Raw genomic sequence first — 16964 nt, 5'->3', positions numbered from 1 at the left:
AGAAACAGACAAATTGATCAGCCGAACGCCGAGAGAAAGTCGTTCTTTGAAAGTATTAATAAAGACCGATGAGCTACCATTGGAATGGTAGCTCAATCGATCATAACTAAATTGAAATGGTACTAGATGCTATGCGCGGTAAAGTGAGCAATTTAACCGTAGCAGTGCCTGAGCAAGTCAGCTTTTACACTCAAATAAATATCTTGTTGTTGTCGATGGTCGATGAGGCCGCAAGTCAAAGTTTAGACAGTGAATTGTCAATGAGATTAAAGGCGTTTTCGGCATTTTTGCAGCTTAAAGAGCGTGCAGGCATAGAGCGGGCTGTATTGAGTACAACCTTTGGTCACAGCGAGTTTGCTCCGGGAATGTTTCGTCGTTTTGTCACCTTATATGCAGAACAACAAACCTATGCAGAACGTTTTATAGCCGCAGCCTCCACCCACAATATCAATGTATTTAAACAAGCTCAGCAATCTTCTGCCATGTCAGAGGTGCAAGCGTTACGTGAAGTCGCCTTTGCTCAAAATGCTACGGCATTGTTGGCTCAAAACCCAGAGGAGTGGTTTAAAAAATCAACCGAATGGATATCGGTGTTAACGAGTTTAGAAAAACAATTTGCCGACGAACTCCTGCAACTGAGCCAAGATAAGCTTGCCAACGCCACACAACATATGTACTACACCGTATTGCTACTCTTGTTAGCACTGGTGTTTGTCATTGTGATAAGTGTCAGTGTGTCAGGTTATTTACACCGCAGTTTAGGGGGATTACATAAACAAATGCTCCACGCAGGCACTCAATTTGACTTAACCACACGGATACAACATCAGTCAGACGATGAATTTGGCCAAATCTCGCAAGCCTTTGATCAAATGATGAGCGAGTTTGAAGAAATTATTAGTCAGGTTCGTGTCAATGCCATTAACCTCGTTAATGCCGTTGAACAAATGAACGGATATACACGTTCAATGCAAAGCGATGTGCTACAAGGCTCGTCAGAAGCGGAGCAAGTTGCCTCTGCAATGACACAAATGAACGCCACAGTTCACGAAATTGCCGCCAACGCAGTACAAGCATCCGATGCGTCTGCAAAAGCAAATTTAGAGGCCAAAAGTGGCGAAAGCGATGTTAACAAAACCGGCGATGCCATAGAGTTATTAGCGAACGAAATAGCCGATGCTGCCGAGGCGATTTCACGGTTAGATGTGGATGTTCAAAGCATAGTCACCATTCTTGATGTTATTAGTTCAATAGCAGAGCAAACAAATTTACTGGCACTTAATGCCGCCATCGAGGCCGCAAGAGCAGGTGAACAAGGCCGAGGTTTTGCCGTTGTAGCAGATGAAGTAAGAACCCTTGCACAACGCTCACAAAGCTCAACCGAAGATATAAAAAATATGACAGAGCGTTTAAAAGCCGGAGCCGCTACCGCAGTCAGCGCCATGAAACGAGGTCAAGCACAGGCACAGCTAAGTGTTGAAGAGTCAAAACATGCTGGCAGTGAGTTAAAACTCATCGCTGAACATGTCAGTGTTATAGACAGCATGAACGAACAAATAGCAGCATCGACTCATGAACAGTCAGCCGTAGCAGAAGAAGTGAATCGCAACGCAATGAAAATCACTGAAATCTACCATCACACACAAGAGATCTCCCAACAACTTGCAATGCTCAATGATAATTTACTTAACGATGCCAGCAACATGTCACGCCAAGTCAGTAAATTTACCTTATCTAGCCACTAGCCACTAGCCACTAGCCACTAGCCACTAGCCACTAGCAGGCTCGCCTGAGAGTTCCTAGGGTCTAGAACCTAGGGCCTAGAGTCTAGAATCTAGAACCTAGAATCTAGAATCTAGAATCCATCCCGGTAACTCTTATAAAGCCGGGATAAAAGCACTCGAGGACAGAGCATAGAGCCTAGAATCCTCGATAAAAGCACTCGAGGACGGAGCATAGAGCCTAGATTCTGCTTCCTCGCCCGTCATCTTTTCGCCGTCATCCCTGAGATCTTTTATCAGGGATCCAGGTGTTGCTTAGATTCTAACAGGACGAAGTCCGCTCTCAGGCGAGCCTGCGAGTTCCTAGGGTCTAGAGTCTAGAATCCTCGATAAAAGCACTCGAGGACAGAGCATATAGAGCCTAGAATCCTCGATAAAAGCACTCGAGGACAGAGGATAGAGCCTAGAATCTGCTTCCTCGCCCGTCATCTTTTCGCCGTCATCCCTGAGATCTTTTATCAGGGATCCAGGTGTTGCTTAGCTTCTAGCAGGACGAAGTCCGCTCTCAGGCGAGCCTGCGAGTTCCTAGGACCTAGGACCTAGGACCTAGGACCTAGGACCTAGGACCTAGGACCTAGGATCTAGGATCTAAAACCCAACACCTGGGTCCCGGCTCAAAAGCGTTACCGGGACGACGTAGTAGTGTGAGGTGTTTGGGGTAGGTGGCCGTTCGCTTTGCCGTAATCTTTATGCTTTTATCTTTTACGCCGTCATCCCTGAGATCTTTTATCAGGGATCCTGGTGTTGCTTAGCTTCTAGCAGGACGAAGTCCGCTCTCAGGCGAGCCTGCGAGTTCCTAGGACCTAGACCCTATAACCTAGCCCCTAGACCTTATGATCTCGCGAGCTTATACCGAGTGCTCCTTCCTCCGGCATCACTTTTTACCAAGCAACCAAGCTCTACCAAAGCCGCTAAATGACGAGAAGCGGTTGGCTTGCTGACTTTTGCTACTTTATGATATTGCGACGTATTAATGCCTTGGTCAAAATCCCCATCAAGCATTTGATTGAGCACTTTTACTTGTTCCGAGGTCAGTCGCGTTTGATCGACATTTCGCCAGAAGTGTGTTTTAAAAACTGTTTGGTCGATTTCTTCAAGCACATGGGTGAATGTGTCACCCAAGGTATTTAAAAACCAAATTAGCCACTCGGTAATATCAAGCTCACCTTTCTGGGATTGCTCTAATATTTCATAGTAGCTTTTACGATTGGCTAAAATCGCCACTGACATCGCATAGAAACGAACTGATTGACGCTCAGCCTGTGCCAGTGCCAAATCAGTAAGTAAGCGGGTGATCCTACCATTGCCGTCATCTAAAGGATGGATCGTCACAAACCATAGGTGTGTTATCGCGGCTCTAAGCAAAGGGTCTAAAGCAGAGTCCTCACGAGATTCATTAAACCAGCGGATAAACACGTCTAGTTCAGATTCAAGCACAGCTCGGCTCGGCGCTTCAAAATGCACCGTGGGTTTATCAATCCTACCCGATACAACCTGCATAGGCTCATCCCCGCGTAACTGCCCCCCTATAACAGGGTTGAACAAGGTGTAACCCTCAGGAAACAGCCGTTCATGCCATTGTAATATTCTCTCAAGTGAGAGCGGCGAGTCTAAATTCTCCACCGCATCTAACATTATTTCTGCTAGGCCATCTGTGCGTTCAGTGGTTGGAAATGGTTTTTCTTCAGAAAGACCAAGTTTATTAGCCAATGACGAACGAACAGAAAAAGCATTGAGCTTCTCACCTTCAATGGCACTCGAATGAATAATGTTCGCCAATAGCGTGTCTAACATACTTTGCTTTTGGTCTTTAGCTTGGTTCAACATCTTGCCCAACAACATTCCTTGGTGAAAGCGAATGCCTCGTAACTTAGGTTCAATGACTTTTTCATCCCAGATAAAGTTTGGCCAATCAGCTCGTTGCCAGATCCACATATTGTCGCCCTTTGATGTAAATAACAGTATATTCACATCATATCATGATTCGAATAAAGCCCATAATCGAATCTAGTTATGATTTGAATAAGCCAGATATTCATATCATCTCTTGCAGGCGAGCTTGCGAGCTTGCGAGTTCCTAGGGCCTAGAACCTAGCTCCTAGAACCTAGCTCCTGTATTCCGTAAGCGAAGCGTTCCGTACACCGTTAACCGTATACCGTTATCTAGATTCTAGCAGGACGAAGTCCGCTCTCAGGCGAGCTTGCGAGTTCCTAGGCCCTAGCACCTGTATTCCGTAAGCGAAGCGTTCCGTACACCGTTATCGCTTTTATCTAGCCTCTAGCAGGACGAAGTCCGCTCTCAGGCGAGCTTGCGAGTTCCTAGACCCTAGACCCTAGACCCTATAACCTAGACCCTAGAACCTAGATCCCTTTAGTACAGTGCTGCAATAACTTGACAAAAAACTCACTGCCTTTGCGTTGTGCAAATGCAATATTTCGCTCGGGTATTGACTCTGGGTCTTTGTAATTGGCTAAGGCGATTTCCATGCTGGCTTCGCGAATAATGTGTAAGGTTGGGTAGGGGGCTCGGTTGGTATAATTTGCAGGGCAGTCTTGGGCTTCGCCATCAAAACAGTAGTCAGGGTGAAAGGTCGCAAGTTGGTACACGCCTTCATAATCATTATCAACTAATAAGTAAGTAGCGTCGTCTACCAGATCTAAATAGGCATAAAACCCTTCAAAACCTCGCGGTAAAATAAACAAGGTGGTTTCAGTCTCTGGGTGCTCATCAAGATATTGGCATTCTTCTATAAGCGCTTTTAATACGGCTTTGACTTTAGTTTCTTCAATCGCCACATAACGAATACTGGCCCGCTCAACCTCACGACGAGCAAACGGGCAGATATTGTACTTCATGATAACATCCACAACCCATTTCTCAGTATGGGCGAGGCATTCATGTGGTTGCATAGCGTAAGTAACCTTTGAGCAATTAATGTGAAGAGGCTGGAAGCACCATAGGAATAATCGATGCCACAAGCAATAACGCCATCGAAACGTTAAAAATACGTTGTTGGCGTTCATTTTTTAAAAGTCGTTTTAATGCTACGCCAAATCCGAGCCACACAATCGCACAAGGAAATGCGACACAGAGAAATACGCTAGCAATGGTAATTACCTGGGTATTGAGCTCTTGCTGCACTGAGGTAAACGTTGCTATGGCACCAACCGCCATAATCCAGCCTTTGGGATTCACCCATTGAAATGCCGCAGCCTGAATAAAGCTAAAAGGCTTACTAACGTGTTTGCCCTCCATTTTACTGCTGCTATTAGCAATTAACCACGACAAATAAAGTAAATAGGTAATGCCGACGACTTTGATTACCGTATGAATAACAGGGTAAGCCTGGAATATGGCGCTTAATCCTAATCCAACGGCTAAAATCATGGTAGGAAAACCTAAACTGATCCCCAACAAATGCGGAATGCTTCGTTTAATGCCAAAGTTAACTCCAGATGTCATCAACATAATATTGTTGGGACCAGGGGTTATTCCGGCAGAAAAAGCAAACAAGGCAATGGCGAACACTAACTCCATGAATAGGTCTCTTAGGCTTATGTTTTAGTAGCAGGATTTTAGGGGAATTTAATTGTTAGCCACAATGATTTTTTTAACAGTTGTTTAAATTAACCGTTCTAAAATAAAAACAACAGGCCTGCAGCCAGATTAAACAGTCAATCCAACCACAGGCTAATGCTTAACTCTTTACTTCAACTTCATAAGATGAAAACTTACGAATATTAATCACGCCGGTATCAAAAATAAGATATTGGCCTTTAATGCCTTGTAAAATTCCAGACACTTCAGCCACTTTATCAAAGTTATGCGACTTCACTTTGCTAGGAAACTCAGTAATAGGATAACGAATGGTCTGAATATTGGCATCTAAACGCTCAATCACAATATCGTCATGCTCAGTGGCAAGCGCTTGCAATTTATCTTCAATTAACGGAATTAACTGAGCCGCTTGCTCAACCAGATCAATATCATCGTTATGACCTTTTAGCATGGCTTGCCAGTGAGTTTTGTCATTGATGAACTTGGCTAATTCAATTTCAATTAACCCCGACATTTTGCGTGTGGAAACTTTAAAAATAGGTAAGCCTTGCGTAGCGCCTTGATCTATCCAACGTGTAGGAATTTGCGTGTGGCGAGTAATGCCCACTTTTATACCAGAGGTATTAGACAAATAAACGTAATGAGGCACAAAACAATGTGTCATGGCCCATTCTGGTTCACGACAGGTGCCCTGGTCAAAATGGCAGGTTTCAGGTTTCATAATGCACATATCACAACTGGCCAGTTTGCTCATACACACATAACAATGGCCTTGCGAGTAACTTTTTTTGGTTTTTTTACCACAGCTACTGCAAAAAATATTACCTGTGTGTGTCATGGTAAGTGTTTTACCAATTAATGGGTTTAACGCCAGGCGCTCCTCACCCACAGGTAAATAATACTCCACCTCATGATGTTCATTGAGGTGGGTTTTTAGTTTTGATAGCGTTCCAAACATAGCCAATCCGTTTTATCTGTATTATTGGCTGGCAGTTTAGCAGATGATTCACACGTATTTTAGGCTTAATTTAGCCAATACTGTTTATCTGTTGACGGTTTAAGCGAATTAACTGAGTTTGTCTAGTACCACATCATCGCCCATTTCATACAGTGATGTTTTAATTTGTTCTTCTTGTGACAAATCGGTCAACCCTAATTCCATTTTGGCTCTAAACAAATCAATACCGGTATGGCTAGCGGTTTCGTATTGGCTGCTAAACTTTTCAATGTTAATGCCTAATGCATTCATTTTATTAGAAATATGTAACACAATGCCTGGGCGATCATAGGCCACAAGTTGGTAACTTAGCTGCTTAATGGGTTTGGCGCTCAAACTGGTTTTTGAGAAGGTTAAGGTTAAGCCATCAATGCATTCAAGGGCGTCAACAAGCTCATCCCATTTCAGCGCGGGTACTTCTAATTGTAATATTGCGGCAAAAACACCATCAATATGACGCATTTCAGAGTCTAACCAGTTACCATTATGGCGGCTAACTACATTGGCGATTTGTTCTACTAATCCTTTTCTATCAGGAGCTTGCAAAGTGATAAGGTAACGCATCATACGATATTTCTCCTATAAACATTGGCTGTAACACAACTGTCATCTTTACGTCATATAATCGCAGCCACTTAAGATTGCGTTATGGCTTTACTGTTGTTTTACGACAATTTATATATGCATCTAACGGCGGTTAACGAGTTAATAATCGAGCAGTATAAAACCTCAAGATTAGTTGTTAATTTAGCTATTTAGTCATAAATATTTATTGTTAGCACAGTACACTGCACAATCAAAGCGCTAATTATGGCATCGATTAATTATTAGAGGTTCTTAATGGAAAGTCAGGTAAATCAACCTGGTTCTACTGAAAAAAGTTTACTCGCGGGTAAGCAAGCATCACGTAGAGCATTTAAGGATAAAGCAGCACAGTTCGGGATAACCGTCGGCGGCACCATGGTGTTTGTCGCGCTGTTATTGATCTTTTTCTACTTGCTGTATGTCATCAAGCCCATTTTTGATGGGGCACACATAGAACCCGTTACCAGCGTGAGTTACCAACATGCTGATGCTAATACATTAATGATTGGCAGCGACGAACAAAATGAAGTGTTATATCGCGTAACACAGCAAGGCAATGTCGACTTTTACTCTGCTGTCACTGGCCAGCTTATTTCTTCATTTTCAGCAAAGTTACCTGAAGGCGCCATCATTACTAGCAGTGCTAAATCTAGCCCAAGCGAGCAACGCTTTGCATTAGGTTTGAGTAACGGACAAGTTATCGTAATGGGAGTCGACTTTTCGGTTTCTTACCCAGATAACAAGCGCCAAATTACGCCTAAAATAAATTATCCAATTGGTGATGAGCCGCTAATCATTAACCAAGACGGTGCCGTTCATAATTTGGTATTCGACTACAGTGGTAGTCGCATGAGCTTTGCCTATCAAGATGACAATGGCGCCTGGAAACTGAATCGCCAAGAAGGCGAAGAAAACATGATGACCGAAGAAGTTGAATGGTCTTCTGTTGAAGTGTTCATTGAAGATGCACCTAACCAAGTGGTGTCACAATTAATGACCCCCGATCATCGCCAACTTATTCTCAGCACCACCAACAAATTGTTTGTGTACGATATTAGCGATGCCGATGAAGTTGAGTTACTGCAAGTCATCGACGTTAAAAAAGGTCAGGCAACCATTAAGCAAGTTAACTTACTTGCCGGTGCCAGCTCTATTATGATCAGCTACGACAGTGGTGTAATTAGCCAATATTTCCAGGTAAATGGCGACAAAGGCCGTTTATATGAGCTAATACGTGAATTTGACGATGTGGCGCCTGTTAGCACTATGGCCACAGAGTTTTACCGTAAAAGCTTTGCAGTATTAAGTAAAAGTGGCGAACTCACGTTGCTTTACACCACAAGCCAACGCAACTTGTTTGACGAAAAGTTTGACCTTAGCAATCCTGGTTTAATGGCTTTTAGCCCACGTTCAAATGCACTGATTATTGAAGCCGATAACAAGCTAAATTTGTACTCGGTTGAAAATGAACACCCAGAAGTGTCATGGAGCGCATTATGGCAAAAGGTGTGGTACGAAGGTTACCCAGAGCCGCAATATGTATGGCAATCAACGTCTGGTTCAAACGACTTTGAAGCCAAGCTAAGCTTAATGCCATTAGCGTTTGGTACCATGAAAGCAGCATTTTATGCCATGCTTTTTGCCGTACCACTTGCGGTTGCAGGCGCTATTTATACCGCTTACTTTATGACACCAAAAGTGCGTAACGTGGTTAAGCCTACCATTGAAATTATGGAAGCATTACCAACGGTTATTTTAGGTTTCCTTGCTGGTTTGTGGTTAGCCCCATTAATTGAAGATCACTTGCCAGGTATTGTCGTGTTGTTGACCTTGCTGCCGATTTCCATTTTGGTCACAGCATTTGCATGGAATTTAATGCCGCAAACATGGAAGCAGCGCTTACCCGAAACCTATCAAGAGCTAATGCTTTTACCTGTAATTGTTCTTGTAGGTTGGTTCTCGTTTGCAATAAGCCCAGTGATTGAAGTGGCATTGTTTGATGGTAACACCCGTCAATTTATCACCAACGAACTTGGCATCACCTTTGACCAACGTAACGCATTTGTTGTAGGTATTGCGATGGGCTTTGCGGTTATTCCAACCATATTCTCAATTGCAGAAGACGCCATATTCTCTGTGCCACGCCACTTATCAAACGGCAGCCTGGCACTTGGTGCAACTAACTGGCAAACACTAACACGAGTTGTATTGTTAACAGCAAGCCCAGGTATTTTCTCAGCCATTATGATGGGCCTTGGCCGCGCAGTTGGCGAAACCATGATTGTACTGATGGCAACCGGTAACACCGCTATTTTAGAGTGGAGTGTGTTTGAAGGTATGCGTACTTTAGCAGCTAACATTGCCGTTGAAATGCCAGAGTCTGCCATTGGTAGTTCGCACTATCGTGTGTTGTTCCTTGCGGCCTTTGTACTGTTTATATTTACCTTCTTCTTCAACACCATTGCAGAAGTCGTACGCCAGCGTTTACGCGACCGTTATAGCTCACTGTAAGGAAAGATGATGACTCATATATTGATTATTTCGCCAATCGCCTTGAGAGGTTTGTGCAATGGGTAAGTGGTTTAAATCAGGCTCACCGTGGATTTGGATGACAGGTGGTGCTGTAAGTATCAGTTTAATTGCCGTGTTAGGCTTATTACTGTTAATCGCGTGGCGTGGCCTAAGTTATTTTTGGCCAGCCGATATTTACGAATGGCAATTAGAAAACAGTGAAGGCGTAAAAACCACCTTAATCGGTGAAATTTACGACCGTGAAGAAGTGCCAACAGAACGCTTAATCTCGGCTGGCCACAAGTTCACAGAACACCCAGGTGAGTTTGTGACTCGTTACCTAGTTAAAACAGGTAACCGTGAGTTTGTAGGCTTAGATTTTCGCTGGATCCTGGCCACAGACATCATTAGCCGTACAACGCCAGCAGACGTCGCTAAGCTTGAACGTACCAAAAATGGTAACTTCTACGGGTATCCTGTTGCTGTTATTGAAGATGGAAAACGTTTAGAGCTTAAAACCGAAGCCGACATAGAAGCCTCATTGTTTAGCCACATTGACCGAGCAGTAGAGATTTCTGAGCAGGCATTAAGCTTACAAAAGTCAGAAATTGGCGCAATTAACTACCAAATTGAGCGTTTACGTTTAAAAGAGCGTGGTTATGAATTAGACGGTGAGCTTACCGACGAACGTAAAGCCGACATTAAGGCGCAAATTGAGCAACTAAACCAAGACTACTTGGTGCTAGAAAAAGATCTATTTGCACTGCGTGATCAGGCCGCTCGTGACTCAGTCGTTGTACGTGACATGCGTGGCCAAGAGGTGATACTCAAGTTAGACTCTATTTTAGATGTCAGCTACGTCAACCACATGAACGTACTACAAAAAGTAGGTCATTGGTTTGTGGGCATAGGCCGCTTTATTAACGACGACCCACGTGAAGCCAACACTGAAGGTGGGGTATTCCCAGCCATTTTCGGTACAGTGTTTATGGTAATGTTAATGGCTGTCATTGTGACCCCATTTGGTGTAATCGCAGCAATTTACTTGCACGAATACGCTAAAAAAGGCCCAATTACCAAAATGATCCGCATTGCGGTGATTAACTTAGCCGGTGTGCCATCAATTGTGTACGGTGTGTTTGGTTTAGGCTTCTTTGTTTACATGATGGGCGGCTCAATTGACCAATTGTTTTTCCCAGAGGCACTACCTGCACCCACATTTGGTTCGCCAGGGGTGATTTGGTCAGCACTTACATTGGCTATTTTAACCTTACCTGTTGTAATTGTATCAACAGAAGAGGGCTTAAGCCGTATACCGAGTGCGGTTCGTCAAGGTAGTCTTGCATTAGGTGCAACCAAAGCAGAAACCTTATGGCGCATTGTTATTCCAATGGCAAGTCCAGCCATTATGACAGGTTTGATTTTAGCGGTAGCTCGTGCCGCCGGTGAGGTAGCACCGTTAATGTTAGTGGGTGTGGTAAAATTAGCGCCAACGTTACCCATAGACATGAACTTCCCGTTTGTGCATTTAGAACGTAAGTTTATGCACCTAGGTTTCCATATTTACGATGTCGGCTTCCAAAGCCCTAACGTTGAGGCTGCACGCCCATTGGTGTACGCAACATCGTTCTTATTAGTATCTGTAATTGTTGCACTTAACTTAACCGCAATTAGCGTGCGCAACCATTTACGTGAAAAATTCCGTTCGCTAGAACACTAATTAGCGATATCCTGAAGGAAAGAAAAAAATGATTTCTATTGATAGTTCAGCAATGCAAACAGAAGCAGTTGATTTAGTTAACTTACCAGAGCAGGATACCGCACTTGAGATCCGTAACCTCGATTTACGTTACGGTGAAAAACAAGCGTTATTTGATGTGTCGATGAAAATCCCTAAAAAGAAAGTCACGGCATTTATTGGCCCAAGTGGTTGTGGTAAATCAACATTATTGCGTTGCATTAACCGCATGAACGATTTAGTTGATACCTGTAAAATCAACGGTGAAATTTTGCTCCACGGGCAAAACATTTATGACAAAAATGTTGATGTAGCATCATTGCGTCGTAACGTAGGCATGGTGTTTCAGCGTCCTAACCCATTTCCAAAATCAATATACGAAAACGTCGTATACGGTTTACGTTTACAAGGGGTGAATAACCGCCGTGAGTTAGACGAAGCCGCAGAGCGCTCACTGCGTGGCGCTGCAATTTGGGACGAAGTTAAAGACCGTTTGCACGACAACGCATTTGGTTTATCGGGCGGTCAGCAACAGCGTCTTGTGATTGCTCGAGCCATTGCTATTGAGCCAGAAGTATTGTTACTTGACGAACCAACATCGGCGTTGGATCCAATTTCAACCTTAACGATTGAAGAGCTGATCACCGATCTTAAAGAACAATACACAGTCGTGATAGTGACGCATAACATGCAGCAGGCTGCACGTGTATCAGATCAAACCGCGTTTATGTACATGGGTGAATTGGTAGAATACGCAGACACAAACACGATTTTTACTACCCCGAAAAAGCGTAAAACTGAAGATTATATTACCGGTCGTTACGGTTAATTATTCATCACATCGCTTTTAATAAACCAGACAAGAATTTAGGTGGGTATTATGGAAAAAATGAATTTAAACAAACATATCTCAGGCCAGTTTAATGCTGAGCTTGAAGATATTCGTAACCGCGTATTAGCCATGGGCGGTTTAGTTGAGCGTCAACTTGAGCAATCACTCGACGCACTAACATCGCTAGACGCAGAGCTTGCACAACAAGTCATAGACGGTGACCACAGAGTTAATGGCATGGAAGTGTCAATCGACGAAGAATGTACACGTATCATTGCAAAGCGTCAGCCAGCAGCTAGCGACTTACGTATGATTATCGCCATCTCTAAAACCATTGCCGATTTAGAGCGTATTGGTGACGCCTGTGTGCGTATTGCCAAAGCCGCGTTAGAAAAGCGAGTTAACACTCAGCAACCGCTATTAGTTAGCATTGAAAGCATGGGCCGTCATGCAACACGTATGTTGCATTCAACGCTTGATGCCTTAGCACGTATGGATGCAGAGCAAGCTATTGAGTTGCATAAAGAAGATGCCAAGCTAGACAAAGAATACGAAAGCATTATTCGTCAGCTAATGACCTACATGATGGAAGACCCTCGCTCAATTCCAGGGGTGCTCGATGTATTATGGGCAGCGCGCGCCGTTGAGCGAGTCGGTGACCGTTGTAAAAACATCTGTGAATACGTTATTTACTATGTAAAAGGTAAAGACGTTCGTCATACAACCTACGAAGACATGGAAAAAGATCTTTAACCGCAAACGGTTAAGATCGTTAATTTCGTCAAACGCCCTATGTTGTACTGTTTTTCATAAAACAGTTAAACTTAGGGCGTTTTTGTTTAACTACCGTCAGGTTAAGTTATCAGGTTAAGTTTTCAGGTATAAGTTAACTGATCAGAGATTACTGATTGGTATACACTCATCAAATTTGTCCAAGTTCGATACAATCTAATAGAGCGAACAATGAAAAAGACGTTAGCACGAGGTTTAATGAATTTATTGCCAATGGTGTTATCCATCTGGCTTTTTTGGTCGTTATTTATTTCACTCGATGAGCTCGGTAAATTATTACTCGAACTTGTTGGCGTTACCCCTATATTTATCGGCGCCGGTTTTGGCCTGGTTGCCAGTCTGGTATTTGTTGCCGGGTTACTCTTTTCAGTCAGTCCAGTTGCATGGGTGTATGGTTGGATAGAGCGCCAATTCATGAAATTTCCACTGTTTAAATCTGTGTATGGCAGTATTCGAGACATTGCCAGTTTAATGAACCGTGATGGTCAGCCTAAAACTCAAAAAACCGTATTAGTTAAACAAGCTAATGGTGGGTATGTTGTTGGTTTTATTATGAGCGACTCAGCACCACAGCCATTAGTCGATGCATTACCAGAAGGCGACTGGGTGCCTGTGTTATTTCAGCTCAGTTATCAAATGGCAGGCGTCACCAGTTTAGTCAAACGCGACGATTTAATATTTGTCGACTGGTCATTTGAAGATGCAATGCGCTTTAACCTCACCGCAGGTATTAATACCATTGCGCGTTAGGCCTAAAGCAAGTTATTTATCGAATTCTACGCCAGACGCAGAATATAAGATAAATAAGCTAAGACAAACAATTGCCCCAAGCGATAACAGTGATTATCCTTGGGGTAATTTTTTTGTCAAAGTGATGCATCATGTCAAACAATCAAAATGCAAGTAAATTAGATAAAGTCTTAGCCGAAGCCAGAGAATACAAAGCCACCCGCGAAAAAGGCTATCGTGAACAAGCACTCAAACTATACCCATGGGTGTGCGGCCGCTGCACCCGCGAATTTACCCATAAAAACTTATCAGAATTAACCGTGCACCATCGCGATCATAACCACGACAACAACCCATCAGACGGTTCAAACTGGGAATTGTTATGCCTATACTGCCACGACAACGAACACTCACGCTTTGAAGAGCTAATACGCTACGGCAGCACCAAAGAAGCAAAACAAGAAGCCGCCACCTACAACCCATTCGCAGACCTAAAAGCAATGATGAAAAAATAAAAACATCATCGCGGAAAAACACGGCTAGAAGCTAGAATCGAGAACCTAGAGTCTAGAGTCTAGAATCCAGGTGTTGGCTTTGGTCCCTAGGTTCTAGGTTCTAGGTACTAGGAACTAGGAACTCGCAAGCTCGCCAGAGAGCGGACTTCGTCCTGCTAGAATCTAAGCAACACCGCTCACTACTACGTCGTCATTACTCATTCGTATCCAACACCGCCAACTACTACGTCGTCCCGGTAACGCTTTTGAGCCGGGACCCAGGTGTTGGCTTTTAGCTTTTAAGCAAGGTCAAAAGAAACACCTGGATCCCCAATTAAAGCATTTGAGGATGACGGGCGAAAGGTCAAAATCAACAGCGGCACCTGGATCCCTGATACAAGCACTCAGGGATGACAGCAAAAAGATAAAGGCATAAAGATAAAGGCATAAAGATGAATGCTTACTTCGTCATTTGCTCATTCGTAACCAACACCGCCTACTACTACGTCGTCCCGGTAACGCTTTTGAGCCGGGACCCAGGTGTTGGCTTTTACGCTTTTAAGCAAGGTCAAAATCAACAGAAACACCTGGATCCCTGATAAAAGATCTCAGGGATGACGGCATAAAGATAAAGGCATAAAGATAAAGGCATAAAGATGAATGCTTACTTCGTCATTTGCTTATTCGTAACCAACACCGCCTACTACTACGTCGTCACGGTAACGCTTTTGAGCCGGGACCCAGGTGTTGGGGCCGAGGTACTAGGCTCTAGGCTCCGTCCTCGAGTGCTTTTATCATGGCTATCTAAGAAAAGTATGACAACAAAGTTTGAAACTCACTTTTTGCCCCGAAATCATCTAAAGCAAAAGCTCATACACATTCTGTTAATGTACCTTTGCCCTACAAAAAGTTATCTGCATGCAGCTGTTTGAGAAATTATAATTCCCTGCTCAGTCTAATCTCTCAATATTGCCACTAACCTGATTATAAATTGAAGTGATAAATGAAAGGTGGCATTGTGTGATGATTAAAAGGTAATTGGTCGTCTTACTATCGTCATATGCCTGAACACCAAAAGCGTGACAACATCTTCCATCATTCAAAGTAAGTAGACATATAAGAATGAACAACCAAGTTATTTCTAATAAGTATCAAAAAATTAGACTTGCTGCATTAGCGCAGACTCAAAGTGATTTTGAACAATTCGAGCCAGACTTTATTGACCATATTGATTTAACTGAAATCAATGAATATGCTCTCCGTTCTCAAGATGAGTGGGAAATACCAGTGAATCGCCAAATAGGATGGGATTGGCGACAAGTACGAAATCAATATCGAAGAGACCATATGGCTAGAGTAGAGCTTGCTGTATGGTATGATGAAGAACTTTGTGGCCTTATGATCGGCAAAGCGAGTGATGGGAAGTTGGTTGTTAAAATCAACTATATTCAAGGCGGTCAAGCTGAAAACCCCTTAAAAGGGTTCATTGTTCCCATAGCTTCACATTGTGCAGAATTGTTTGCTGTTGCTGTTGAAGCCGATTGGATTGGGATTCAAGATCCAATAGATGACGAAGATTTGCTAAACTACTATCGTGCATTAGGCTTTGATGAGCGTGATCCATTTGATCCAAGGAACAATGCATTGTTCAAGCGCGTTGTGACAGATGAAGACTAAACCGCTTTCCAGCTGGATTATAATCGGTTATAGTTATAGTAACTAAGGGGGCTATTATGTTAAACGTAGCAACAAACAAAACAAATGATGTGAACGTAGACAAAGCTATCGAGCGTATGCAGGCTCACGCTTCTAAAAGTAAGTCATCATTTGCTAAAGCTTTAAAGGTAAAGGCTCCTAGTTCTGCTTATGGACGCCTTGCTGGGCCAGCAAAAGCATAGAAGAATTCAAATATTAAGCATCGCAATAGCGATGCTTTTTTTTGCCTGTTACCCAAAATCCAGCTAATCCAAACCTGTTGACGTAGGGCATTAACTCTAAGTTATTTCTGTCCAAAAAATCAGCTAGAACCCAAAAGAAGCAGCTAAATAAGACCCCAAAAAGTTTCGAAATTTAATGTCACAGTTTCAAACTTTAGTGTCGAGCTCTAATCTTTATTGTCCACCGACACCAGAAACACCTGGATCCCTGATAACAGATCTCAGGGATGACGGCAAAATGATAAAGGCAAAAAGATAAAGGCATAAAGATAAAGGCAAAAAGATCAAGGCATAAAGATAAAGGCGAAAAGATAAAGGCGAAAAGATAAAGGCGAAAAGATAAAGGCAAAAAATAAATGCAAAAAATAAAGGCATAAAGATGATGCCCGCTACCACGTCGTCATTACTCATTCGTAACCAACACCGCCAACTACTACGTCGTCCCGGTAACGCTTTTGAGCCGGGACCCAGGTGTTGGCTTTTACGCTTTAAGCAAATTCAAAAACTAAAAGAAACACCTGGATCCCTGATAACAGATCTCAGGGATGACAGCAAAAAGATAAAGGCATAAAGATGATGCCAACTACCACGTCGTCATTACTCATTCGTAACAAACACCGCCAACTACTACGTCGTCCCGGTAACGCTTTTGAGCCGGGACCCAGGTGTTGGCTTTTACGCTTTTAAGCAAGGTCAAAAACTAAAAGAAACACCTGGATCCCTGATAACAGTTCTCAGGGATGACGGCGTAAAAGATGACGGTCGAAGAAGCAGAATCTAGGCTCTATGTTCCGTCCTCGAGTGCTTTTATCCCGGCTTTATAAGAGTTACCGGGATGGATTCTAGACCCTAGACCCTAGACCCTAGCACCTAGAACCTAGCACCTAGTACTAATTCCATTTAATTCTGACTGTTTAAAAACTTATAAGCTCGGTTGAGTTTCGACCGGGCGTTATCTACATCAAACATCCAATTAATACTAGCCTTCTCGTTATTCCTGGTTGTTTCC

General features: G+C 43.2%; 15 protein-coding genes. 9 read left to right on the top strand and 6 right to left on the bottom strand.

Translation table 11 applies throughout. The features are described from left to right. Nucleotides 1-116 precede the first annotated feature (116 nt). Complete coding sequence (locus tag IEW93_RS20470) at nt 117-1745, top strand: methyl-accepting chemotaxis protein (protein ID WP_188741082.1); 1629 nt, start codon at nt 117-119, stop codon at nt 1743-1745. A gap of 867 nt (nt 1746-2612) precedes the next feature. On the opposite strand, the gene IEW93_RS20465 is transcribed toward IEW93_RS20470, so the two are convergent. From IEW93_RS20465 to IEW93_RS20445, 5 genes are all read right to left on the bottom strand, one after another. Further along, complete coding sequence (locus IEW93_RS20465) at nt 2613-3716, bottom strand: Fic family protein (protein ID WP_188741081.1); 1104 nt, start codon at nt 3714-3716, stop codon at nt 2613-2615. 426 nt (nt 3717-4142) lie between these two features. Then, complete coding sequence (locus IEW93_RS20460; RefSeq protein ID WP_188741080.1) at nt 4143-4691, bottom strand: DUF1415 domain-containing protein; 549 nt, start codon at nt 4689-4691, stop codon at nt 4143-4145. Nucleotides 4692-4713: 22 nt separating this feature from the next. Further along, the gene (locus tag IEW93_RS20455) at nt 4714-5319 is read right to left on the bottom strand and encodes a LysE family translocator (RefSeq protein ID WP_188741079.1); all 606 of its coding nucleotides are present in this window, start codon (nt 5317-5319) and stop codon (nt 4714-4716) included. A gap of 160 nt (nt 5320-5479) precedes the next feature. Continuing rightward, entirely contained in the window at nt 5480-6298 is an 819-nt protein-coding gene (locus tag IEW93_RS20450; protein ID WP_188741078.1) for a DUF2797 domain-containing protein, read from the bottom strand. A gap of 108 nt (nt 6299-6406) precedes the next feature. Further along, a complete protein-coding gene (locus IEW93_RS20445; protein ID WP_188741077.1) occupies nt 6407-6904 on the bottom strand; it encodes a glycine cleavage system transcriptional repressor in 498 nt (165 codons plus the stop codon). 273 nt (nt 6905-7177) lie between these two features. Here IEW93_RS20445 and IEW93_RS20440 point away from each other — a divergent pair, with 273 nt between their 5' ends. From IEW93_RS20440 to IEW93_RS20405, 8 genes are all read left to right on the top strand, one after another. Further along, the gene (locus tag IEW93_RS20440; RefSeq protein ID WP_188741076.1) at nt 7178-9433 is read left to right on the top strand and encodes an ABC transporter permease subunit; all 2256 of its coding nucleotides are present in this window, start codon (nt 7178-7180) and stop codon (nt 9431-9433) included. A 58-nt stretch (nt 9434-9491) separates the two neighbouring features. Then, nucleotides 9492-11153, top strand: coding sequence for a phosphate ABC transporter permease PstA (pstA, locus tag IEW93_RS20435; RefSeq protein ID WP_188741075.1), 1662 nt, complete (start codon nt 9492-9494; stop codon nt 11151-11153). Between the two features lie 28 nt (nt 11154-11181). Continuing rightward, nucleotides 11182-12000, top strand: a complete 819-nt coding sequence (pstB, locus tag IEW93_RS20430; RefSeq protein WP_188741074.1) for a phosphate ABC transporter ATP-binding protein PstB — start codon at nt 11182-11184, stop codon at nt 11998-12000. A gap of 51 nt (nt 12001-12051) precedes the next feature. Continuing rightward, entirely contained in the window at nt 12052-12756 is a 705-nt protein-coding gene (gene phoU, locus IEW93_RS20425) for a phosphate signaling complex protein PhoU (protein WP_188741073.1), read from the top strand. Nucleotides 12757-12966: 210 nt separating this feature from the next. Next, a complete protein-coding gene (locus tag IEW93_RS20420; protein ID WP_188741072.1) occupies nt 12967-13545 on the top strand; it encodes a DUF502 domain-containing protein in 579 nt (192 codons plus the stop codon). A gap of 131 nt (nt 13546-13676) precedes the next feature. After that, entirely contained in the window at nt 13677-14039 is a 363-nt protein-coding gene (locus tag IEW93_RS20415; protein WP_188741071.1) for a YajD family HNH nuclease, read from the top strand. A 1101-nt stretch (nt 14040-15140) separates the two neighbouring features. Continuing rightward, complete coding sequence (locus tag IEW93_RS20410) at nt 15141-15695, top strand: hypothetical protein (protein ID WP_188741070.1); 555 nt, start codon at nt 15141-15143, stop codon at nt 15693-15695. A gap of 56 nt (nt 15696-15751) precedes the next feature. Further along, the gene (locus tag IEW93_RS20405; RefSeq protein ID WP_188741069.1) at nt 15752-15916 is read left to right on the top strand and encodes a hypothetical protein; all 165 of its coding nucleotides are present in this window, start codon (nt 15752-15754) and stop codon (nt 15914-15916) included. A gap of 213 nt (nt 15917-16129) precedes the next feature. On the opposite strand, the gene IEW93_RS20400 is transcribed toward IEW93_RS20405, so the two are convergent. Beyond that, nucleotides 16130-16366 carry a hypothetical protein gene (locus IEW93_RS20400; RefSeq protein WP_188741068.1) on the bottom strand — a complete coding sequence of 79 codons (237 nt, stop codon included), beginning with the start codon at nt 16364-16366 and terminating at the stop codon, nt 16130-16132. Nucleotides 16367-16964: the final 598 nt, after the last annotated feature.

Source organism: Shewanella inventionis, assembly GCF_014641855.1.
In the GTDB taxonomy this organism is placed as follows: Bacteria; Pseudomonadota; Gammaproteobacteria; order Enterobacterales; family Shewanellaceae; genus Shewanella; species Shewanella inventionis.
The sequence above is the reverse complement of the archived record's forward strand: the minus strand, read 5'-3'. Positions and strand labels throughout refer to the sequence as shown.